Genomic DNA, 22,177 nt, shown 5'->3' with positions numbered 1-22,177 from the left:
CCATTGTTCAAAAGAGAAACATTTTATAAGACATCATTAATGAGCTACTGTTATTTTGACTAAATGTTTCACAATCCATTTTATGCTTTATTTTTACTTTTGCCACAAAGCGCTTTCCAAATCTCAGTAGCAATTGAGATACAAATGTTTGGGAGACGTTGGTTTAGGAATTGATCTATGTGTTACCTCAAAAATTTCAAAAATTGATTAGACAAAGGTGAGAATTTATAAAGAGGAGTTTCTGAAGGTAAATTTATGTTAACAACATTAACATAAATAAACTGAAGTGACCGCAATTGACGCGAAAGAATAAAATAATCAGGATACCTTTAGATAAATAGGTGACATTCCGATCGTTATCTATATATTATTTTGTTTTCAACTCTGTATAACGTAAAATCTACAAATAACACCTATTAATGCATTTACAATCGTTAATATATAACGAAAAAGCAGTTGAAAGTTCGATTCAACCGAACTTTCAACTGCCAACTCATTTGTTTTGCTCCTCTAAAACTAGAGATTAACAATAATCAGTAGGAGGTTCAATAGCAGGACTAACTGGAGGCGTAAGTCCTGAAAGAACAGGCGTTACTACACTACCCGCACCTAAGCGGATTTGTTGGACTTGCAATACTTTTACAGTAAGGTCCAGTACGATTTTTTCACGCAATTTGCTAAAAGTTCCTTCAGGTCTTGCCATAGTTGGTGAGAAATCAAGTTCAAAGAAGTTTGCAGCTACTAACTCGCCAAAAGGTTGTTCATTGTATTTTACAAGATTTTGGAAGAAAAACTTATCCAGTCGAGCATCCAATTGGGTATGATCATTAAGGAAGTTCGCTTCAGCAAACTCGGAAATTCCTAAAATCGGTGTAGGACCTCCAGGTTCTTGTGGGAAAGTAAGGTCTGCAAAACCAGAAAACGGAACATCGGCAATTCTATCTCGAAGCGCCCCATTACATGCTGATGAAGCATATTCGATATTTTTACGAATATGTCCTGCTACAAATAATTTAGCCCGTGTTACCCTAAAAAAGTCAGTGCCCGCAATACGTGTAAACTTAACTGGTACCAGCTTCACTTGATTTAGGAATACATTTTTTTTCACTCTTTTGATTTCAGTTGCTGCAGGACTAAGCGTAATATCCGACTCCACAACGATTTGAAGTGTTGGTTCTGAAAGTACAACCGGTATTTTTATAATGGGCATCGAAAGCGGTGTAGCGACTACTGGCGTATTCGCACTAGATAATGGCGTTTGTTCAGTTGATGTTACTGGACAAGGAAGAAAAGGTTGCATCTGATTATCTAATTGATCACTCAAAAAAATTCCCTCATTTCATTTTTAGTATTAGAGATGTTCTCTATATAGCTAGAATATGTAGCGACCAACTCTATGTATGGACGTTTTACTAGTTCTTTTAATTTTATAAAAGAGATTTTTAAAGGAGACATAGGTTTTTAATTAGCCTCTAGTCTTTGGGTCATTATAACTGCCTGGAATTTGCTGTACTTTCTTGTGTACCATCTTTCCATTTCCATACGTCTTTTTTTGCATAATAAAAGCCCTCCACAATTGTTGTGGAAGGCTTTTTCATCTTTCGCGTTTTATAGAGCTCAAATGGTCAAATAGTAACCTCAATACTCCCACTTGTTCTTTCTTCAGTAACCTTGTATATCTTGGTATTTCTTTTTGAGTATTGCCAATTCGGTGTTTTGTTTTAAAAAAACATTAATCCATTTAGTCAATAAAATAACGCGAAACTTCTGCTTGTGTTTTCTGTTTGCCCGGTAGAGGCAATTTATCACGAAGATGAATTGTTTCATGAAGAAAGACAGGTTATTAGCCAGAAAATCACTTTATTTTAATAAGTAGTGTTTTCCATTAAGTTGCGCAGTAGATCGTTATCTTTTTTAGTTATGTTAACGCAATGATTGCTCCAATATAGCAATTCGTTCAGCAGCCACTTCTTTTGAAATACCATGAATGTGTATATAGCGGTTGCGTTTATGCTTTGTACATTCAATTGTACAGCCACCTAAGTGTTTTGCCTCATTCTCTTGGGAGCTTAAAATCTGTTTATTACATTCAGGATTGGCACAATTAATGTAACGTTCACAAGGTGTGCCATCAAAATGATCTTTGCCAACAATAGTTGGGCTTACTTGATTTATCGGGACAACTAGACGTTCATCAAAGACGTAACATTGCCCATTCCAAAGCTTGCCTTGTGCAACTGGATCTTTACCATACGTTACAATTCCACCATGTAGTTGACCTACATCATCATAACCTTCACTTATTAGCCAGCCAGAAAATTTTTCGCATCGCACACCACCTGTACAGTATGTTAAAATACGTTTTCCTTCTAATAATTCCTTATTATCTTTAATCCATTTGGGTAATTCACGAAATGTTTCAATCTCCGGTCGAATCGCACCTTCAAAATGACCTACATCAAATTCATATGTGTTTCGAACATCAATAACAACAGTATCATCTTGTTGCATTTGCTCATAAAAATCCGCAGGTGCAACGTAACGACCTGTCATTTCGAGCGGGTCAATATCATGCGCTAAGTTTAAATTTACCAGCTCAGGTTTTGGACGCACATGCATTTTCTTGAAGGCATGACCCTCTACCTCATCAATTTTAAAGACAATGCCTTTAAATAACGAATTATTTTCCATCCATTCTATATAAGCATTTGTTTCTTCAATTGTTCCAGAAACTGTACCGTTGATGCCCTCAGAAGCCACTAAAATGCGACCTTTTAAGTTCATCTTTTTACATAATTGTAAATGCTCCTCTGCGAAGTCATCAGGTGATTGAATAGTTGTATAATGGTAATACAGTAACACTCGATAGTTCAATTTATTTTCCACCTATCATTTATATTTGCAGGATATACCTGATAGCTACTATCATCAAAAACTCAGTATTAAAAATACTATTGAAACTAGCATACATAGTTAATCGCAACAATAACCAGATCATTTTAGTTTCGATAATGATTAAGTGCTAGTAAGGTTGCTGAATGATATTCAGCGGGTAAATCATCCTCGTGAAAAATTGCCTCTACCGGACAAACCACTTCACAAGCACCACAATCAATACATAAGTCAGGGTTAATGACATATTGTGTATCTGTTAAATCAATACAATTCACGGGACAGGCATCTAAACAGATGGCCGCTTTTTCATCTTTACATAATTCTGTAATTACAAAAGCCATTATAAATCCCCCATTATAGAAAGTTGTTGTTTGATTTCCTCAGGTGAGTGTTGCCAGTACTGCTCGTTAAAATTAGCCAAAAACTGATGAAGTAATCTTTTTGAATTTGCATCGAGGTGATTCAAAATAACTTTACCTTTAAGTGCTTTGTCTAAATAATTCACTTGCTCTGGCAACGATTTGTAGCCTAGTTTTATGCGACGTTCTTCTTTTGACACGCGCACTTCACTTGCAGTACATCCCGCATAAAAAGGTCCATTTTGAGCAATTTGAATAGCTACCCAAACAATCCAATAACGATGATAATCATCGCTAGCATGGGTTAAATCAGCGGAAAATCGAACTTTTTTTTCGATAATACTTCGCCCATGTAAGGCCTCTAAATCGATATATACGTGTTGGTTTTCACAATCTATAATAAGCGGCGTGACATTATTCAAATCAAGGGTGCCTACGCCGTAGCCGCCGTCGCCATCACTTGAATCGTTGCTTAAAATAGTAAAATGTAATTTTTCTTTCATGAAATCATCTCCACATCGAATTGGATTTCTTGAATAAGATTAGGTTTCACTTGACGAAAAATAGCTGTCTGATGAATTACATCGCTTACTCTTCGGTAAAATGGCATCAAAAAAACAGCATCGTACGCACAGTGTACAAGATGCTGTAAACCTAAAATCGTTGATAACTGTATCGTGTCCACATTACAAACACATCACGTATAGTATTTTACAAATGAATGTAATTGAACGTATTCGTAGTAGTTTTTAAATTATACGAAATGGTTGTTTAGAATTTTTTCTAATAAATAAAATATACATTCTATCGTCATTTCCTGCCATCAGACTTATGTCTGAACTATTAATGCATTACTGTGGCTATGTTTAAATAAATCAATGATAGCTAAAATCCCTAATAGCCTGATATACAAGCTGTTAGGGATTGGAAATACTTATTTTGTCGTTACTGTTCTTCCATAAGTCATAAATCTCCATAATTTCTCTAATGGACCCATTTTAAAGAACTTAAACCAAATAACACTATAGATGATTTGAATTAAGAAAGTTAGGGTTGCAATGATAACGACATGATGAGGTGAAACAACTTCTAGTCCCATTAATGAAATAAGACCTAGACCGATAAAACTTTGCGCCCAATAATTTGTAAAGGCCATTTGGCCAACACGACCGATTGGCTGAAGAAGTTTTGCAATCCAGTTATTTTCTAACAATACAAACAAAGTACATAAATAAAAATAAGTCGTCGGTATTACCCCTAATCCCAAAATAGATTGAAGATTTTGGTCATTTCCTTGTGCAGCAAACCAGATCCAAATGGAGAAACCTATGAATAATGGGAACGTAGTGATTTGTATCCATTTAATTTGTTTAGAAAATTCACGTACATGGCTAACCCAATCTGCCTTCGCTACTAAAAAGCCGGATAAAAACATAATAAAAATGGCAACTGCATCATTTCCTAGAAGACCACAAACAGTTGATACTACGCCTGTGATCGGCACAAAAATTTGCATAACTATCGCAATGACGTGAACAGTTATCAGGCTAAACAACCATTTACTTATAGTTGAAACTTTTGCATGATAGAACGGTAAAAGGAAGAAACCAATCACTGCATAAATGGCAAGAATGGAGCCCCAGAAAACAAAAACGTGAACGATACCAATAACTAACAGCGCGAATAAACGTCTTGCAAAACGCCATCTTGGCTTGTCACCACGACTTTCAGCACGTGAAGCGAAAATATAGAACCCTACTCCAAATAAAAATGAAAAAATGGAAAAGAATTTTTTCTCGACAAAAATATTGATTAATTTATCAATAATACCATTTATTCCACTAAAATCAGGCATGGGTCCGCCTTCTATTATGACTTGATACGCAGTGACATTTATAAACAATATGCCGAATAGCGCTAATCCTCGAATAATATCTAAGGAAACGATTCTTTCTTTTTGTGTAACAGATGGATTCATATTTTTAAAACTCCTTATCTTCAATACTTAATTTCTCTAGGATTATCTTAACTTTCCAGCCTTACAGCTGTTTAATTTAAAGCTTACAAAAACCTTAAGGATTTGCATTATTTACATGTATGTTGATGTTTTAAGGTCGTAAATAGGTAAAGGTTTTTCAACTCCACTACTTTCTTTGAATTTACTATCGTTATTTTTCAAGCGATATTAGGTTTGGGGTACCTGGAGCACCGAATTTTTCTGGATATGTGCATACAAATGGATGAATAAATATATTTAAACAATAGAAATTCTTGAACCTCTCGAATTGAACTACCCCCTTAAAAATGGACAGTTTCATCAAAGCTACAATAAATGACTTCGGTATTGTGCCGGAATCCTTTAATTCAGTCCCTCGAACCTTCCTTTGTTATAATCCTCAAGTTATTCATTTAAAAGCTTTCATTAACTACTATAAAAGTTCCCTTTAGCACTAAAAATAGAAGCCGAATTTCGGGTTCTTTTTTATGTGAACGAAAAGTTTAGCTTCCTCACACTCCTACCCATACATAAAATTAATGCTCTAATTGTGTCTTAACGTTCAAATTATACAGGGAAATATTACTAAATATAACAATTTATATTGCTATATTCACATAGTGTGTTATTTTTAAATAAGTAATATAGTGCTAAATAATCAATATATTACCTAATAGTCAATACAGTACTAAAGGAGGACTTTTTATGAAAAAGAAATTAAAATTCAATCAAGTGTTAATTGGGGTCAGTACAATAGCACTGTCGTTAGGTGGGTTACAAGCAGAAGCATCAGCCGCAGAAAAAACGCCTTATAATGTATTACAAATAAAACCTGCTGGCATAGAAACTCCAAAAGATGACATTGTTCTCTCTACAAAGGCTGATGAAACATTATCATTTGAAAAACGCTTGAGAATTGGAGATTTTTCGCAACACCCAGCTCCAACTATAAAACTTGCTGAAACGAAGCAATTGCAGCAACAGTACTCGATGGCAGAGCTTAATAGAATGAGCGATAGTGAACTAATTGATACGCTAGGAAATATTCGCTGGCATCAAATTACAGACTTATTCCAATTCAGTGAGGAAACAAAAGTTTTTTATCAAAATAAAGAACGCATGCAAGTCATCATCGATGAATTAGGGAAACGAGGAAGGTCTTTTACGCAAGAAGATTCTAAGGGTATTGAAACATTTGTTGAGCTACTACGTTCTGCTTTTTATGTAGCATTTTATAATAACGAACTAAGTTATTTAAACGACAGAAGTTTCCATGATAAGTGTTTAACGGCATTAAAGGAAATGGCTAATAATCCAAACTTCAAACTTGGTACAGATGAGCAAGATAAAGTGGTATCTGCCTATGGAAAATTAATAGGTAATGCTTCTAGTGATGCGGAAACCGTTCAGTATGCTGCGAAGATTTTAAAGCAGTATAACGAAAATCTCTCTACATATGAAAGCGACCCTTTAAAAGGAGCAGCTATATATGATTTAATGCAAGGGATTGATTATGACTTGCAGTCGTATTTGCAGGAGACACTAAAAGAAGCGAATACGACGATGTGGTACGGAAAGATTGATAGCTTTATAAATGAAGTGAATAAAATTGCGCTTATCAAAAATGTAACAGATGACAACAGTTGGTTAATCAATAATGGCATTTATTATGCAGGTCGTTTAGGAGGATTCCATAGTAATCCAGATAAAGGTTTAGAAGTTGTTACACAAGCGATGCAAATGTATCCTTATTTAAGTGAGGCTTATTTTGTAGCTGTTGAGCAAATTTCAACAAATTATGGGGGAAAAGACTATAGTGGAAATACAGTAGATTTACAGAAAATACGGGATGAAGGTAAGAAGCAATATTTACCGAAAACATATACATTTGATGATGGGTCAATTGTATTTAAGACGGGGGATAAAGTAACTGAAGACAAAATTCAAAGATTGTACTGGGCTGCAAAAGAAGTAAAAGCCCAATATCATCGTGTAATTGGGAATGATAAAGCATTAGAACAAGGCAATGCTGACGATGTATTAACAGTTGTAATTTATGACTCTCCAGATCAATATCAATTAAACCGTCAATTGTATGGCTATGAAACAAATAATGGTGGTATTTATATTGAGGAAAAAGGAACATTCTTTACATATGAACGTACACCGGAGCAAAGTATTTATAGTTTAGAAGAGTTATTCCGCCATGAATTCACACATTATTTACAGGGCAGATACGAGGTTCCTGGTTTATTCGGAACAGGAGCTATGTATCAAGATGAACGACTAACATGGTTCCAGGAAGGAAATGCAGAATTCTTTGCAGGATCCACTCGTACAAATGATGTTGTTCCACGTAAGAGTATTATTAGTGGATTATCTGATGATCCATCACAACGCTATACAGCGGAACAAACTATGTTTGCAAAATATGGAGCATCATGGGATTTTTATAACTATTCATTTGCACTGCAATCTTATATGTATCATCATCAATTTGATACATTTGATAGGATTCAAGATTTAATTCGTGCGAACGATGTGAAAAATTACGATGCCTATCGTAACACCTTAAGTAAAGATCCACAACTCAATACCGAATACCAAGCCTATATGCAGCAATTGATTGATAATCAAGAAAAATACGAGGTGCCACAAGTATCAGAAGATTATTTAGTGGAGCATGAACCTAAAGCGTTAAGCGAAGTGAAGCAAGAAATTGCCGATGTTGCTAACGTAAAAGATGCAAAAATCATAAAACATACGTCTCAATTTTTTAATACATTTACAGTCGAAAGTACGTATGTAGGTAGTGAAACAAAAGGTGAATCTAATGATTGGAAAACAATGAGTAAACAAGTGAACCAAGTACTGGAGCAACTGTCGCAAAATGAGTGGAGCGGCTATAAAACAGTGACAGCGTATTTTGTAAACTATCGTGTGAATGCTGCAAACCAGTTTGAATATGATCTTGTTTTCCACGGCATTGCAACGGATAAGGGAGAAAATCAAGCACCTCTTGTCAATATAAATGGTCCATATGCTGGAATCGAAAATGAAAAAATCCAGTTCAAGAGCGATGGTTCAAAAGATGAGGATGGGGAAATCGTTTCTTACCTTTGGGATTTTGGGGATGGAAAAACAAGTGAAGAGGCAAACCCTACTCATGTATACGAAAAAGAAGGAACATACAATGTGACATTAACAGTGAAAAATGATAAGGGAATAGAAGGTAAAGATCAAGCAATTGTCACTGTACAAAAGGGAGCTCCTCATCCAGAAGAAGCGAAGATACTTCCATTTAATATGCCCCTAAAAGGTAGTTTGATTGATGATGATACAGATGTATATCAATTCGAGGTTACGTCTCCAGAAGAAATAGATATTTCTGTCGTAAATGAAAATCAAATTGGCATGACATGGGTGCTTTACCATGAGTCTGATATGCAAAATTACGCATCCTATGGACAGGAAGATGGAAATATTATTAAAGCGAACTATAAAGCGGAACCTGGAAAGTATTATTTATATATTTATAAATTTGATCATGAAAACGGAACATATACAGTAAATGTACAGAATGGAGCACAAACAGAGATAGAACCAAATAATCGTCCAGAAGAAGCGAATATCATTCCATTTAATCTGCTCCTAAAAGGTAGTTTGTTTGATGGTGATGAAACGGATGTATATACATTCGAGGTTACGTCTCCAAAAGACCTAGATATTTCTGTCGTAAATGAAAATCAAATTGGCATGACATGGGTCCTTTTCCATGAGTCTGATATGCAAAATTACGCATCCTATGGACAGGAAGATGGAAATATTATAAAAGCTAACTACAAAGCGGAACCTGGAAAGTATTATTTATGTATTTATAAATTCGCGAATGAAAACGGGACATATACAGTTAAAGTACAATAATAGCGTATACGAAAATTCCTACGTATCTGTGACGAGTAGCATTGAAAAGTGAAAGTTATCTCGAATTTATATGGATGGAAATTTAATTCTGCATTAAAAATATAAGAGCCTAGCTACAATAAACATGTAGCAAGGCTCTTTATAGTTATTTAATTTCTGATTCCATCATGTTCCTCTAATGATAATTGTATTTCTTCTCCCTCTTCTATTCTTTTTTTTATATTAACTGCACCCCAATCACACATTAGATCAATAACGTGCGTTAGACTTTCACCATATTCTGTTAATGAATATTCAACTTTTGGAGGACTTTGATTGTATACTTTTCTAAGTATAATATTATCTTTTTCGAGTTCACGAAGCTGTTGAATGAGCATTTTTTGTGTGATATTTGGAATCATTCTTTTCAATTCACTCGTTCTTTTTCTTTGATCCATCATCAGAATACATAGAATCACAATTTTCCATTTACCACCAATTATATCCAAAGTGGCTTCTATCGAGAAATTATATTTTTTCATTTTTAATCCTCCTAATCTAAGGCTTTCATAAATTGTTACTTAATAGTAACTAGGTTACTTTAAAGTGGGTACTAAACAACCATAAAAGTATAGTATACCATCATAATTAATCGAAGCATTCCACATGCTTTTTTAATTTGAAAGGGGTTTTTTATTCATGAAAACACTTGTAATAGTTAGCCATCCAGATTTATTAAATTCGCGAATCAATAAAAGATGGGTGGAAGAATTAAATAAATACAATAAGGAAATTACAGTTCATGATATTTACAAAGAATATCCAGATGGAAATATAAATGTTGCAAGAGAACAAGCGTTAGTGGAAGAACATAGCTCCATAATTTTTCAGTTCCCTTTACAATGGTTTAGCACGCCTCCTTTGTTAAAGAAATGGCTTGACGATGTACTATCCTATGACTGGGCTTATGGTTCCACAGGAAAAGCACTAGTTGAAAGGAACATCGGCTTAGCTATTTCAGCAGGAATAAGAAAGCGTGATTTCCACGAAGAAGGAAAATATAAATTTACATTAGAAGAAATAACAGTACCATTTAAAGCCACAGCCCTATATACTGGAGCGACCTTTCTTCCCACTTTTGCTGTTTATGGAGCAGAGAGTGAATTATCTGATCAAGAAGTTGAACAAAGTGCACCAGAGTATGTTAGTCATATTTTTAATCAGGCAAAAGTATAATAAACACGGCTATTTACTTTAGATTAGTGTCTCAATAACTGTCATACCTTCATTGGTTTATTTCGGATTATTCTTCACAAAATCTAGCATCTACTCATTTACGAACCACTCAGGATGGTAAATGAACTCTTAATCGTTTACTAAACTTCACAATTGATACGAAAACATTTGGTGAAAACTGTGTAGAAAACATTCTATGCCAATAAAATAAAGTCCACTTTAAAATGGGCAACGTTATTTCCTTTGTCAACTTGTTGTGTCTGAGTTCGGTAATGTACTGGACTTAGGCTTTTTAATTTGACTTACAAAACCTTTCCACAGATTGTTCATTCACGCATGTAGTAAAAGAACGCTTCTGTTTGCGTTCTTTAGCAGAGACTCCTTTTTAAAGAAAGGAGTTTTATCACTATCAGGGCATGGACAACTGTTGACATATAGTTTCGTCTTATGCTGCAGTTTTTTAAGCTTATACTAGTTTTTAATCCCTTTTCAAAAGCCATAACTACATATTTTATAGTAACGAGAACATTTTAGAAAAGAGGAAAAAAATGAAGAACAGACGTAGCAAACTAGGTTTTTGTTATCCGGGCTATAGATACTGCGGACCTGGATGTTCTGGCCCTGGCGAACCAACGAATCCAGTCGATGCCTGCTGCAAGTTTCATGATGAATGTTATTCGCGATATGGTAGAACCAAGTATTGTGATCAATTATTTCAAAGTTGTTTATTGCCAAAAATTAACCCTCATAACAAAATGGGCAGAGATGCTCGATTGTTCTACAATATTTTCGAAATACGTAACAAGCTTTATTAATTTTTATAGGGAATCCTGTTTTCAGGTAAACAGGATTCCATTGTACTATTTACACTTTGTTAGTGAACCCATTTCATAATTCAATGTCATATTCTTGGCACCATTCAAGTGCTTTTTTCTCCATTTGTGAAACAAATGCTTTTTTAGCAGGGCTATAATCGCGAGTAGAATCATACTGATTCGCCAACTCTTCTTTAAACTCACTATATCTTGCCGCTTCATCAGGGTTTGCAAGCAGATACTCTCGAAATGCTAAATATCGTTCAATGTGCGGATTGTCAAATTGATAAAAATGAATATGATGTGTTCTATTGTCCCTACCTTTACGAAACAATCTTCTTCCCTCAATGCCCCAATCACCACCTACATCATATCCCAATGATGCCATTTGTTCGTTATATGTATCCACTTTTTCAATGTCATCTACAATACACACCATGTCAATTACAGGTTTTGCCTTCATTCCCGGAATTGAAGTACTACCAAAATGCTCAAATGACTGAATGTTATCACCAAAAATAGTCTTTAAAAATTGTACCTCCAACTCGAACAACATTTGCCATCTCGCTGTATACGCAGTTAATCTTACTTTCATTTGATCACCCCCATCCTTTAAATTACAGTACTTTAAAGAATTAAGAAACATTCATTATTTGCAAATTTTCGTATTTTATCAGAGGCTACAATTTGCTGGTACACACACTAAGGAATTGTGTACATTGTTTATTATTTTTTTGTATAATAAATACATACAAACTGGAAGGGACTGAATTATGCGCAGATAGCAATATTTTTTCATCCAACTCAAAAAAAAATTTGGAGGTAAAAGTATTGATAGAACAACTCTCTACCAAAAGATTGCTGTTAAGAACAATGAAAGAATCGGATGCACATCATTTATTTAAAATTTGGTCAGATCCAGATGTTACGAAATTCATGAACATTTCTACCTTTACACATGAGGATCAGGCACAAGAGATGATTGAATTACTAAATGAATTAGCACTGGATCACAAAGCAATTCGCTTCACTATTATTGAAATCGCTTCAAATGAAATCATTGGTTCTTGCGGATTTAATGCCATTGACTTTGAAAACGCTAGAGCAGAAATTGGCTATGATATTGCCAAAGCTTATTGGGGAAAAGGTTACGCCCCTGAGGGAATTATGGCATTAGTAAATTACGCTTTCACGACATTAGCTTTCAATCGGATTGAAGCAAAAGTAGAGCCAGGAAATGTGAATTCTATCAAAGTTTTAGAAAAGCTTCATTTCACATTCGAAGGAACTCTCAGACAGTACGAAAAATCGAACGAAGTTTTTAAGGACATCAATAGCTATTCATTATTAAGAAGTGATGGATTCAATAATTAAAAAATAGTTACAATACCATAACAGGCTCATCAAAAGTCCTTTCACTTTTGATGAGCCTTTACTTATTTTTTATTTAATTGAAATCCAAATTTCTGAATATAAATCTGGACTAAATGGATCTTCATCTGAATAAACTTCAAGCTCTGCAGAACCTGCAGGCTCATAAGGATTAGATGGGAACCATTCAGAGTAAATTTGCTTCCAGGTATTTTGCATAGCATCTGGCATTGGGCCATGTACTTCAAAAACTACCCATTTTGCTGCTGGTACCTCCATTGTTAACAGATTGTCTGGTACCTCTCCCACATGCTCAGTCGCAATCCAATAATCCATTAAACTGTTTTCCTTATAATTCTTATCTGGTACACAAACACCGAGCACCCCTTTTATTTCCCCATTATTCAATTTAAGTAATGCATCGTCCATACCTTTGTTGTTCATTTCATCCCAGAATAGCGGAATACCTTGCGTATTCTCCCCATTTTGGCAATTATACGTTCTTTTTACCCCTACAACTTGAAACTTTTCTTTTTCTACAATTTTATACTTCATTGGTTCTGCTCCCTTCAAGCTCACCTGAATGATCAGGCGGTTGTATGATTGTAATGGTCCTTGCAGTTTTCTTGCTTCACTCGGCGTTACGTTATGCTGCTTGCGAAACGCTTTTGTAAAAGCCTCAGGAGAGTCATAGCCATATTTGTAGGCGAGGTCGATAATTTTGTGTTCTGTATTCATTAACTCTTGTGCAGCTAAAGTCAATCTTCTGCGTCTAATATAATCTGCAATCGACATGTCCGTTAAAATAGAAAATATCCGTTGAAAATGAAAGACTGAAGAATTTACCTCTTGTGCAATTTGATCCATTGTTAAATCATTTAATAAATTTTCTTCCATATAATTAATTGCTTTCTGAATCGACTCTATCCAACTCATGCCCTCACTCCTTGTTTATAGATTAAAGTATCCGGATTTTATTATCCTGTCATTTTATGCTAACTTTGGACGGGTAAAATTGAAAAAAGTTTCTGCTGTTGATTGTGGCCTATATTTCTATTATTAATAAGATCATTTAGTTGTAGTACCTTCAGTTATTACATCTCTTTTCTTTTTGTGGCGTTTTGCAAATAGTTAAATGGCAAGGTACTGCAAAAATCAAATTTATTTTCTCCTTTACTTCCTGGGGCTAGAAATACAGCATCACTGGAAGTATGAAGAATCGCCAATAGACTACTTAAGTGCAAATAATAATTAAGTGAACCTTAATTTTCTAAAAATGCTAGTTTTGTTAACCCACCTATGATAATGTATATTTTACAACAATTACCATACAAAAGGGGTTTTACCATGTTTTTAAACTTACATATTGAAACAGAAAGAATCGTGATTCGTCCTTATGCATTAACAGATGTGGATGCGTTATATGCAGTCGTTTCTGAGCCAAACTTTTATCAATTCATTCCAGAGGATAGACCCAGTCGAGAAGATGTACAACGAATAATTGAATGGTCCATGGATTGTAATCAAAAAAATACACCAACCTACATTCATAAACTTAATTTAGCCCTTGTTGATAAAGAAAGCCAAACTGTAATTGGCTTTTGTGGACTTGGCCCAGATGATGTATCGCAAACAGAGGTTGAAATTTATTATGGTATTTCGGAAGCCTATAGAGGGCGAGGCATTACGTCTGAAGCAACGTATGCTTTAATGGACTATGCATTTAAAGTCATCAGTCTCCCCCGAATAATTGCGGTTGTTCATCCAGAAAACTTGGCGTCTATCCGTATTATTGAGAAGCTCGGAATGCGTTATGAATTTACATATCACAATCTTGATTCATCGTTGCATGATTTCAAAGGATTACTAAACTACACGATTGAGAGTGAGACTTTCCTGTCAAAACATTACATCGATCATGAATGAATGGTAGATCGTCACATTCAGACAGCCTATAGATTTAGTATGAAGGACAAAATTTAAGAAGTATCAGAGCCCAACAGCCCCAACACTTCTTTTTTCTTTTCATATATTCATCACGTTCCCTGTTCAAACCCTCTCCCCAGTATAAAAACTGGGGATTTTTTATTAGTCTCTGCCATTGTTCAGCGCCTATTTCATACAGTATTAAAAAGGATAGTTGCTGAAACACCATTCGAAAAAGCACCTCCAGTTGTGGTAACTTGCAAAGAGAGAAGCGTACAACTATTAACCGGAAAATTTGAGGTTGTTTTGGCGCAACAATTTGGAGAGGTAGATGAATTTGGACCTGTAACTGTAGCAATAATTCCAGTTGCTAACGGAGCTGTAAATCCGCAATTGGTGCTTATAAATATTTGAGCTGAAGCTGTTTGTCCTGCACTTAGTAAATGGTCTCGGATATTTAAAGTTAGACTTTTAATAGTAGCATTTTCTGGTATGACTATTGAACTTCTGACAAATGAGGCAGATGAATTGCCTGTTCCAAGAAAGTCATTGTTTCCTACTGACTGATCTGTAGATAAAAAAACTTCCATTAATCCTGAGCCACTTGGCCCCGTTACTCCTTGTGTGCCTGTCGCTCCCGTTACTCCTCGGGATCCTGTTGCTCCGGTTACTCCTATTATTCCTTGTAAACCTGTCGCTCCCGTTGCTCCTATTACTCCTACTAACCCTTGCGGACCTGTCACTCCCGTTATTCCTGCTATTCCTTGCGGACCTGTTGCTCCGGTTATTCCTGCTACTCCCTGTAGACCTGTCGCTCCCGTTACTCCTGCTATTCCTTGTAAACCTGTCGCTCCCGTTACTCCTGCTACTCCCTGTAGACCTGTCGCTCCCGTTACTCCTGCTATTCCTTGTAGACCTGTCGCTCCCGTTACTCCTGCTACTCCCTGTAGACCTGTCGCTCCGGCTACTCCCGCTAATCCTTGGGGACCTGTTACTCCGGCTAGTCCTTGTAGACCTGTCGCTCCCGTTACTCCTGCTATTCCTTGTAGACCTGTCGCTCCCGTTGCTCCTGCTACTCCCTGTGGACCTGTCGCTCCTGTTACTCCTGCTAGTCCTTGTAGACCTGTTGCTCCTGTTGCTCCGGCTAGTCCTTGTAGACCTGTTGCTCCTGCTATCCCTGCTAATCCTCGGGGGCCTGCTGCTCCGGTTACTCCTGCTAGTCCTTGGGGACCTGTTGCCCCAGCTACTCCCGCTAATCCTTGGGGACCTGTTGCTCCAGCTACTCCCGCTAATCCTTGGGGACCTGTTGCTCCGGCTACTCCCGCTAATCCTTGGGGGCCTGTTGCTCCGGCTACTCCTGCTAATCCTTGGGGACCTGTTGCTCCGGCTACTCCTGCTAATCCTTGGGGACCTGTTGCTCCAGCTACTCCCGCTAATCCTTGGGGACCTGTCGCTCCTGTTGCTCCGGCTACTCCCGCTAATCCTTGGGGGCCTGTTGCTCCTGTTGCTCCCGCTAATCCTTGGGGACCTGTTGCCCCTGTTGCTCCTCCTAGTCCTCGGGGGCCTGTTGCTCCGGCTACTCCCGCTAATCCTTGGGGACCTGTTGCCCCAGCTACTCCTGCTGGTCCTTGGGGGCCTGTTGCTCCTGTAGAACCGGTAGCCCCCGTTGCCCCTGTAGCACCTACAGGGTCTTGAATTTCATATGCGCCATAAGGATATCCGTTACAACCAAATTCATTGCATTTGAATTTCATTGGATAATTACATTTTGCGTCACATTTGAAATTATCATTATTTCGATTGTAATTAAACCTCAATTATTTCACCTCCTATCCCTCTTGCATAATATTCTTAAATTAAGCAAACGCCATAGTTAAAGTACCTAGAATATAAGGCTGAATAATACGGCTGTCACTAACTTCCTATTGTTCAGTACAACAACCATTCAAGCTGCAACATAATTATTTGTCACTTTTCTTTCCTTTACATCATAGGATACAGTTGAGATATGAGATCAATATGAAAGCAAAGGGGTTATTTAATGAATGATTATAATAAAAATCCACAACAATCTTTGGATACAACAGAAATTCAAATAGCCAGACTTGCATATATCGGAGCTTCCATTTCAACATTAGGCGATGGACTGTCTGCTGTTGCAGCAGGTCTCGCGTTAAATGCGTTAGAAAAATCGAATAACCAGAATACCCAAAATCAAAATAAAGATCAATCTAAAGAAGTAGATGATCTGCAAAAGCAGATAGACTATTTAATAAATGAATTAAAAAAAATAAAAAAGGTCATGAGATAAGTTACACTTCTTGGACAAGATGAATTGACTAGTGCTAGTCAAAACGCACTTTTATCATCTGTACCAAATGATTAACTAGCGTGGCTCGTTAAACTCGCAAGCTACCTTGCCTATTTATAGTTTTGACAAATATACAGAGCAAAAAAAATAACATATGCGTTATCGGCGATTTATAGACAGCAACATATACCCATGTGGGCAAAAAATAAAGAAGTGTCGGCGCCCTACAGCCCCAACACTTCTTTTCTAGTACATCTTCATATATTCATCACGTTCCCAGTCGTGGACGCGTGTGCGGTATTTGTTCCATTCAATTTCTTTTGCAGCTGTGAACTTCTCAAAAATATGGTCTCCTAATGCTTCACGTACGATATGATCCATCTCTAGTTCAATAAGTGCATATTCCAGTGAGGACGGCAAGCTATCTATGCCATTCATTTCGCGATCTACACGAGTCATCTTGTAAATATTACGGTCCACTGCGTCCGGAGGTGTTAAGTCCTTCCGAATGCCATCGAGTCCAGCGGCTAAAATTACAGCCATCGCTAAGTAAGGGTTTGCTGCTGGATCCACAGAACGTAACTCAATACGTGTTGAGAGGCCTCGCGCTGCTGGTATTCGAATAAGTGGTGAGCGGTTTTGAGCTGACCATGCCACATAGCATGGTGCTTCATAGCCAGGCACTAAACGCTTAAAGGAATTTACTAATGGATTTGTCACTGCTGTGAAGCCATGCACATGCTTCATAATTCCCGCCATAAAGCTGCGTGCTGTTTGACTTAATTGCAACTCTGCATTTTCATCGAAGAAAGCATTTTTGTCGCCCTCAAAAAGTGAGAGGTTAAAGTGCATACCTGAACCGTTGACGCCGAATAATGGTTTTGGCATAAAAGTTGCATGTAGTCCATGCTGTGCTGCCACCGTTTTCACGACCAGCTTAAAGGTTTGAATATTGTCACAGGCTTCGATGGCATTTGCATACTTAAAGTCAATTTCGTGCTGACCAGGTGCAACCTCATGGTGAGATGCTTCAATTTCGAAACCCATCCCCTCTAATTCCAGCACAATATCACGGCGGCAATTCTCACCTAAATCGGTCGGTGCTAAATCAAAATATCCCCCACTATCATTTAACTCAAGAGTGGGATGCCCTTTTTCATCAAGCTTAAATAAGAAAAACTCTGGCTCTGGCCCTAGATTAAATGAAGTAAAACCTAATTCCTCCATTTCCTTTAATACACGCTTAAGATTGGAGCGTGGATCCCCCTCAAATGGTGTACCATCTGGTCGTGCAATGTCACAGACGAAACGTGCTACCTTGCCCTTTTCAGCAGTCCATGGAAAAATCACGAAAGTATCTAAATCCGGACGTAAATACATATCCGATTCCTCTATGCGCACAAAACCTTCAATAGAGGAGCCATCGAACATAACCTTATTGTTTAACGCCTTCTCTAATTGGCTAAGAGGTATTTCAACGTTCTTAACTGTTCCCAATATATCAGTAAATTGTAGGCGAATAAATTTCACATTTTCTTCTTTCACCAGGCGGACAATATCTTCTTTTGTATAATGTTTCATTCTTCACCACTCCAATTGTCATTTTTCCTTACGCGATATTTATAACTGATATTAAAATACACTAACCGAAGATGAAAAAGCAATATATATGTTATGTTTTCTTACATAGATTTTTTAGAATAATTTCATCTTTTTTGTAGATGTATAGAGTGCTGGTATTTTTAAGAAAAAAACATGCTAACTCGACTTTTAATCTGTCGATTGTAATTTGGTCACTTGGTTGTATTTTCATTAACGACTTAGTCATGACTTATATGAGTTTTGCAAGCCTATTAACATAAGAAATAAGTCGTAAAACATGCAAGCGTTCATATAACATAAACACCATTGAAAATTTCTGATTTTATATCACAATAGTCTTGTATAATGTCTTTTTTATTGGTAAATTTATAGCAAATTAGAATTCCCAAAATTGCTCAAGCATTTAAAGAATTGCGAATTAAAACAATATATTTAGATGAGCAAATAGTTCTAACGATACCTAAGGCGGTGAATGGTAAAAAGCATGTCAGTTTTAATTATTGGTAGTGTCAGCAATGATGTATTGCGACTGCAAAAATATTTTCATCGCATTGACATCAAAAGTGTTCATTGCTTTACCACAGCAGAAGCGGCGATGAATTATTTATTAGACGATTTAAAAGAGGATCTCGATTTAGTCATTTTAGATGCGAAATTAACACTAAAAAATTGTGAGGAAATTTGTCAACAAATTGCTGAATTACAGAGCTGGATAGATGCCCCCATTCTACTCTCCACTACTTATGAAAAATCGATTACCATCGACAGAGTTTTCGAGGCAGGCATATTCGATTTTATATTAAAGCCATTTGATTTCACCCATTTCAAAACACGCATTCAAGTTGCCTTAAAATATCGAGGAGAAGCTAAACTTCGCAAGCAGCAAGAAAGTAGTATTCAGAAGGATTTATTTATTGCTAAAAAATTCCAAAAGAACGCATTATCACCAGCGTTAAATCTCAAACATATTCAAATTGATGGACTATATGTTACTTCCAACACATTAGGTGGTGACATGTACAGCTGGTTTAAAATCAACGATGATTTAACCGCAGTTCTACTCTATGATGCGATGGGCCATGGCATAGCTGCCTCACTTGTCACTATGTCCATAAAATCGTTACTAAGAGGAATTATTACTAGATTAATAGACCCTGTGGCCGTTATTCACGAACTCAACCATCAAATATATGAGTTGTTTTCAGATGAGGATATGGATCGTTTTTTAATGACTGCTATTTATATTCTAATTGATACGAAAAATGGCACCTTACATTATGTCAATGCAGCTCACCCATCTGGATTTTTATACGGCAAATATGGAGAAACGGTGTTCCTGCCAGCGAATACACCTATCTTAGGTCTTTTTCCGACTATTCAAATCAACAAAAAAACGATACCTTTATCCGGTTGGCATCGCATCATACTTTATACCGATGGTTTACTTACACTAAATGAAGAACAAGTAATCGATTTAGATTTCTTTCATTCCTATGCATCTCAAGATAACACCTATGCCCTGCAAAAATTTTCGCAAAAATACGACTTATTCGAAAACGAATATAGCGATGATATTACAGTAGTTTCAGTAACGATAACATTACAAGGTAGGTGATTGCTGATGGAGTTCACGCTCAATGTAAAACCTAACATGCAGGCTATTAACTTTGTCGATCAAGTAATGGAAAATTATATGACTGTCTATAATCTTCCTTATCAAAAAGAATTACGATTTGTGGTGCATGAATTAGTAATTAATGCTGTCGAGGCCATGGAAAAAAAAAACACAGATTCGCAGGAAAAAATTCAAGTACATGTTATCCAAAAGGATGATGAGATACGGGTAACGGTCATTGATGACGCAAAAGGAATTGCTGTGAGTGATTGGCAAAAGGTCTTTGAATTTGATTTACATAATCTCACTTCTTCCGATCGGGGGCGAGGGTTATTATTCATAAAAAATATGGTTGATAGTATTTGGTTTGAAAATATATCAGAAACAAAATTTTTAGTTGGTATTTCAAAAAAATTTCAAGCGTAATATATACATAGGAGGAATTCTAATGAAATTGACAATTCGGAAAAAAATGACCTTGCTCACATTTACTTGTATTTTACTACTCACTTCACTGCTAGCTGGTATTAACTATTATGGAGCGAAAAAGAATTTATTAGAAAGTGCCAATACAAAGCTTTTATCAGACATTCAGTTAAGCTATCAATTTTTAGATGCTAAAATCCCTGGAGAATGGAAAATCGTAAACAACCAATTATATAAAGGCGATGTCAGCATGGTAGAAAATTTTGAAGTCGCTGATATAGTTGGTGAGCTCACAAACGGGAACGCAGTCTCCATCTTTCAAAATGATACACGAATTAGTACAAATATCGTGGAATCTGGTGAACGCGCTCTTAATACAAAAGTCTCCGATGAAGTAGCTAGCGTTGTACTCGAGCAAAAAAAGCGTTTTCTTGGCTCTGCCAATGTTTTAGGGAGCATGCATCAAGCTGCCTATGACCCTATTTTAGACAGCAATGGAGAGGTCATTGGTGTGTGGGCAACAGCTGTCCCAACGGCACCCTATATAAAAATTGCAACAAAATCTGCACTAGAAAATATTTTGATTTCCTTAGGTATAGCCATTTTGATTATTGGTTGTATTAGCTGGTTTTTACAACGTCAAATTATTACACCTATCAATATACTTAGTACAAATGCCCGAGAACTTGCCAACTTAAATTTAAACGTCAAATTATTACAACCAAAAGGAAAAGATGAGATTGCAGATTTAGCCCAAGCCTTTAGTGATATGAAAAATCGCTTAGGCGAAACAATGACCATTGTGGCCGGCAGTGCCAACCAAATTGCAAGCTCTTCTAATTCTTTAGCAGAATCATCACATCTCACAAGTGAAGCAGCCAGCCAAATTGCGTTAACAATGAACGAAATAGCTGTCGGGACTACGACACAATCAGATCAATCTGAAAGAATTGTGAATATGATGCAAAAAACGATTGATGAAGTAACTCATAGTTTACAAAAGGCCGAAGAAACTTTAAATAACGCAATAGCTTCAACACATATTGCACGTAAAGGTGACGAGGCAATCAATGAAGCCATTAAACACTTAAGCGCGGTAACAAAAACAGTCTCTTATGCTACTGATTCTATTCAAAAGCTTGGTAAGCGCTCTGAAGAAATTGGTGGAATTATTACAGTCATTACAGGTATTGCTGAGCAAACAAATTTACTTGCGCTCAATGCGGCTATTGAAGCAGCTCGTGCAGGCGACCAAGGAAAAGGCTTTGCAGTGGTAGCTTCAGAGGTTCGTCAGTTAGCAGAGCAATCTAGTTTAGCTTCAGGACAAATAACGAATTTAATCAATGATATTCAAGCAGAAACATCCGTGACAGTTCGTACAATGGAAAGTAACTTATTAGCTGTAGAAGAACAAGTGACAATCATTAATAAAGGAGGGAGTGCCTTAAAAGAAATTGTTGAAAAGGTGGTAGAAACCGAAGTAGGCGTTAAACAGATGAAAGCTGCCTTCGCTCATGTCAACGACAATTCTCTCGGTGTCCAACAAGCCATTCAAGATATTTCAAGAATTATTGAGGATTCAGCTGCTGCTACCGAAGAAATTGCAGCAACCTCAGAAGAACAATATGCAACAGTGGCAGAAATCACACAAAGTTCAGACGATTTAGCAGCAATCGCCCATAAATTACAGCATGAAGTAAATAAATTTAAGTTTTAATCTGT

General features: G+C 36.6%; 20 protein-coding genes. 9 read left to right on the top strand and 11 right to left on the bottom strand.

The features are described 5' to 3' along the window. Positions 1-523: 523 nt before the first annotated feature. From C9J31_RS06760 to C9J31_RS06735, 6 genes are all read right to left on the bottom strand, one after another. Positions 524-1,324: a CsxC family protein gene (locus tag C9J31_RS06760; protein WP_193767069.1), complete on the bottom strand. Its 801-nt coding sequence runs from the start codon at positions 1,322-1,324 to the stop codon at positions 524-526. A gap of 599 nt (positions 1,325-1,923) precedes the next feature. Next, positions 1,924-2,874 (bottom strand): oxygen-dependent tRNA uridine(34) hydroxylase TrhO, encoded by a 951-nt coding sequence (gene trhO, locus C9J31_RS06755; RefSeq protein ID WP_107949692.1) that lies wholly within the window; start codon positions 2,872-2,874, stop codon positions 1,924-1,926. A 125-nt stretch (positions 2,875-2,999) separates the two neighbouring features. Then, positions 3,000-3,236, bottom strand: coding sequence for a ferredoxin family protein (locus tag C9J31_RS06750; RefSeq protein ID WP_010858682.1), 237 nt, complete (start codon positions 3,234-3,236; stop codon positions 3,000-3,002). After that, the gene (locus C9J31_RS06745) at positions 3,236-3,757 is read right to left on the bottom strand and encodes a YwhD family protein (protein ID WP_107949694.1); all 522 of its coding nucleotides are present in this window, start codon (positions 3,755-3,757) and stop codon (positions 3,236-3,238) included. The genes C9J31_RS06750 and C9J31_RS06745 overlap by 1 nt, the downstream gene beginning before the upstream one ends. After that, entirely contained in the window at positions 3,754-3,939 is a 186-nt protein-coding gene (locus C9J31_RS06740) for a hypothetical protein (RefSeq protein WP_107949696.1), read from the bottom strand. The genes C9J31_RS06745 and C9J31_RS06740 overlap by 4 nt, the downstream gene beginning before the upstream one ends. A gap of 249 nt (positions 3,940-4,188) precedes the next feature. Further along, complete coding sequence (locus tag C9J31_RS06735; protein WP_107949698.1) at positions 4,189-5,232, bottom strand: DUF418 domain-containing protein; 1,044 nt, start codon at positions 5,230-5,232, stop codon at positions 4,189-4,191. Between the two features lie 723 nt (positions 5,233-5,955). Between C9J31_RS06735 and C9J31_RS06730 the strand changes: the two genes are divergently transcribed. Then, a complete protein-coding gene (locus C9J31_RS06730) occupies positions 5,956-9,174 on the top strand; it encodes a collagenase (protein ID WP_107949700.1) in 3,219 nt (1,072 codons plus the stop codon). A gap of 149 nt (positions 9,175-9,323) precedes the next feature. On the opposite strand, the gene C9J31_RS06725 is transcribed toward C9J31_RS06730, so the two are convergent. Continuing rightward, entirely contained in the window at positions 9,324-9,695 is a 372-nt protein-coding gene (locus C9J31_RS06725; RefSeq protein ID WP_054769975.1) for a winged helix-turn-helix transcriptional regulator, read from the bottom strand. Positions 9,696-9,852: 157 nt separating this feature from the next. Here C9J31_RS06725 and C9J31_RS06720 point away from each other — a divergent pair, with 157 nt between their 5' ends. Together C9J31_RS06720 and C9J31_RS06715 are read left to right on the top strand one after the other, a co-directional pair. After that, a complete protein-coding gene (locus C9J31_RS06720; protein ID WP_107949702.1) occupies positions 9,853-10,389 on the top strand; it encodes an NAD(P)H-dependent oxidoreductase in 537 nt (178 codons plus the stop codon). A 548-nt stretch (positions 10,390-10,937) separates the two neighbouring features. Continuing rightward, a complete protein-coding gene (locus tag C9J31_RS06715) occupies positions 10,938-11,204 on the top strand; it encodes a Parvovirus coat protein VP1-like protein (RefSeq protein ID WP_107949704.1) in 267 nt (88 codons plus the stop codon). A gap of 73 nt (positions 11,205-11,277) precedes the next feature. Here C9J31_RS06715 and C9J31_RS06710 read toward each other — a convergent pair whose 3' ends face one another. Beyond that, complete coding sequence (locus C9J31_RS06710) at positions 11,278-11,799, bottom strand: GrpB family protein (protein ID WP_107949706.1); 522 nt, start codon at positions 11,797-11,799, stop codon at positions 11,278-11,280. Positions 11,800-12,035: 236 nt separating this feature from the next. On the opposite strand from C9J31_RS06710, the gene C9J31_RS06705 reads away from it, so the two are divergent. After that, positions 12,036-12,578, top strand: coding sequence for a GNAT family N-acetyltransferase (locus C9J31_RS06705; RefSeq protein WP_107949708.1), 543 nt, complete (start codon positions 12,036-12,038; stop codon positions 12,576-12,578). Between the two features lie 69 nt (positions 12,579-12,647). On the opposite strand, the gene C9J31_RS06700 is transcribed toward C9J31_RS06705, so the two are convergent. Further along, positions 12,648-13,511 carry an AraC family transcriptional regulator gene (locus C9J31_RS06700; RefSeq protein WP_107949710.1) on the bottom strand — a complete coding sequence of 288 codons (864 nt, stop codon included), beginning with the start codon at positions 13,509-13,511 and terminating at the stop codon, positions 12,648-12,650. A 411-nt stretch (positions 13,512-13,922) separates the two neighbouring features. Here C9J31_RS06700 and C9J31_RS06695 point away from each other — a divergent pair, with 411 nt between their 5' ends. Then, positions 13,923-14,501: a GNAT family N-acetyltransferase gene (locus C9J31_RS06695; protein WP_193767070.1), complete on the top strand. Its 579-nt coding sequence runs from the start codon at positions 13,923-13,925 to the stop codon at positions 14,499-14,501. Positions 14,502-14,692: 191 nt separating this feature from the next. Here the strand turns inward: C9J31_RS06695 and C9J31_RS06690 are convergent, their stop codons facing one another. Beyond that, on the bottom strand, positions 14,693-16,318 hold the full coding sequence (locus tag C9J31_RS06690; protein WP_238602106.1) for a collagen-like domain-containing protein: 1,626 nt from the start codon (positions 16,316-16,318) through the stop codon (positions 14,693-14,695). Positions 16,319-16,542: 224 nt separating this feature from the next. Between C9J31_RS06690 and C9J31_RS06685 the strand changes: the two genes are divergently transcribed. After that, complete coding sequence (locus C9J31_RS06685; RefSeq protein ID WP_107949716.1) at positions 16,543-16,812, top strand: translation initiation factor 2; 270 nt, start codon at positions 16,543-16,545, stop codon at positions 16,810-16,812. A 246-nt stretch (positions 16,813-17,058) separates the two neighbouring features. Here C9J31_RS06685 and glnA read toward each other — a convergent pair whose 3' ends face one another. Next, positions 17,059-18,393 (bottom strand): type I glutamate--ammonia ligase, encoded by a 1,335-nt coding sequence (gene glnA, locus C9J31_RS06680; RefSeq protein WP_107949718.1) that lies wholly within the window; start codon positions 18,391-18,393, stop codon positions 17,059-17,061. Between the two features lie 505 nt (positions 18,394-18,898). Between glnA and C9J31_RS06675 the strand changes: the two genes are divergently transcribed. From C9J31_RS06675 to C9J31_RS06665, 3 genes are read left to right on the top strand one after another with little or no spacing between them, the layout of a single operon-like run. Continuing rightward, the gene (locus tag C9J31_RS06675; protein WP_107949807.1) at positions 18,899-20,029 is read left to right on the top strand and encodes a SpoIIE family protein phosphatase; all 1,131 of its coding nucleotides are present in this window, start codon (positions 18,899-18,901) and stop codon (positions 20,027-20,029) included. A 6-nt stretch (positions 20,030-20,035) separates the two neighbouring features. Next, positions 20,036-20,455, top strand: a complete 420-nt coding sequence (locus tag C9J31_RS06670) for an ATP-binding protein (protein ID WP_107922928.1) — start codon at positions 20,036-20,038, stop codon at positions 20,453-20,455. Positions 20,456-20,477: 22 nt separating this feature from the next. Next, entirely contained in the window at positions 20,478-22,172 is a 1,695-nt protein-coding gene (locus tag C9J31_RS06665) for a methyl-accepting chemotaxis protein (protein WP_107949720.1), read from the top strand. Positions 22,173-22,177 lie beyond the last annotated feature (5 nt).

Origin of the sequence: Lysinibacillus parviboronicapiens (assembly GCF_003049605.2) — a bacterium.
GTDB lineage: Bacteria > Bacillota > Bacilli > Bacillales_A > Planococcaceae > Lysinibacillus > Lysinibacillus parviboronicapiens.
Note: the sequence above shows the minus strand (reverse complement) of the source record. Positions and strands in the feature narration are given on the sequence as shown.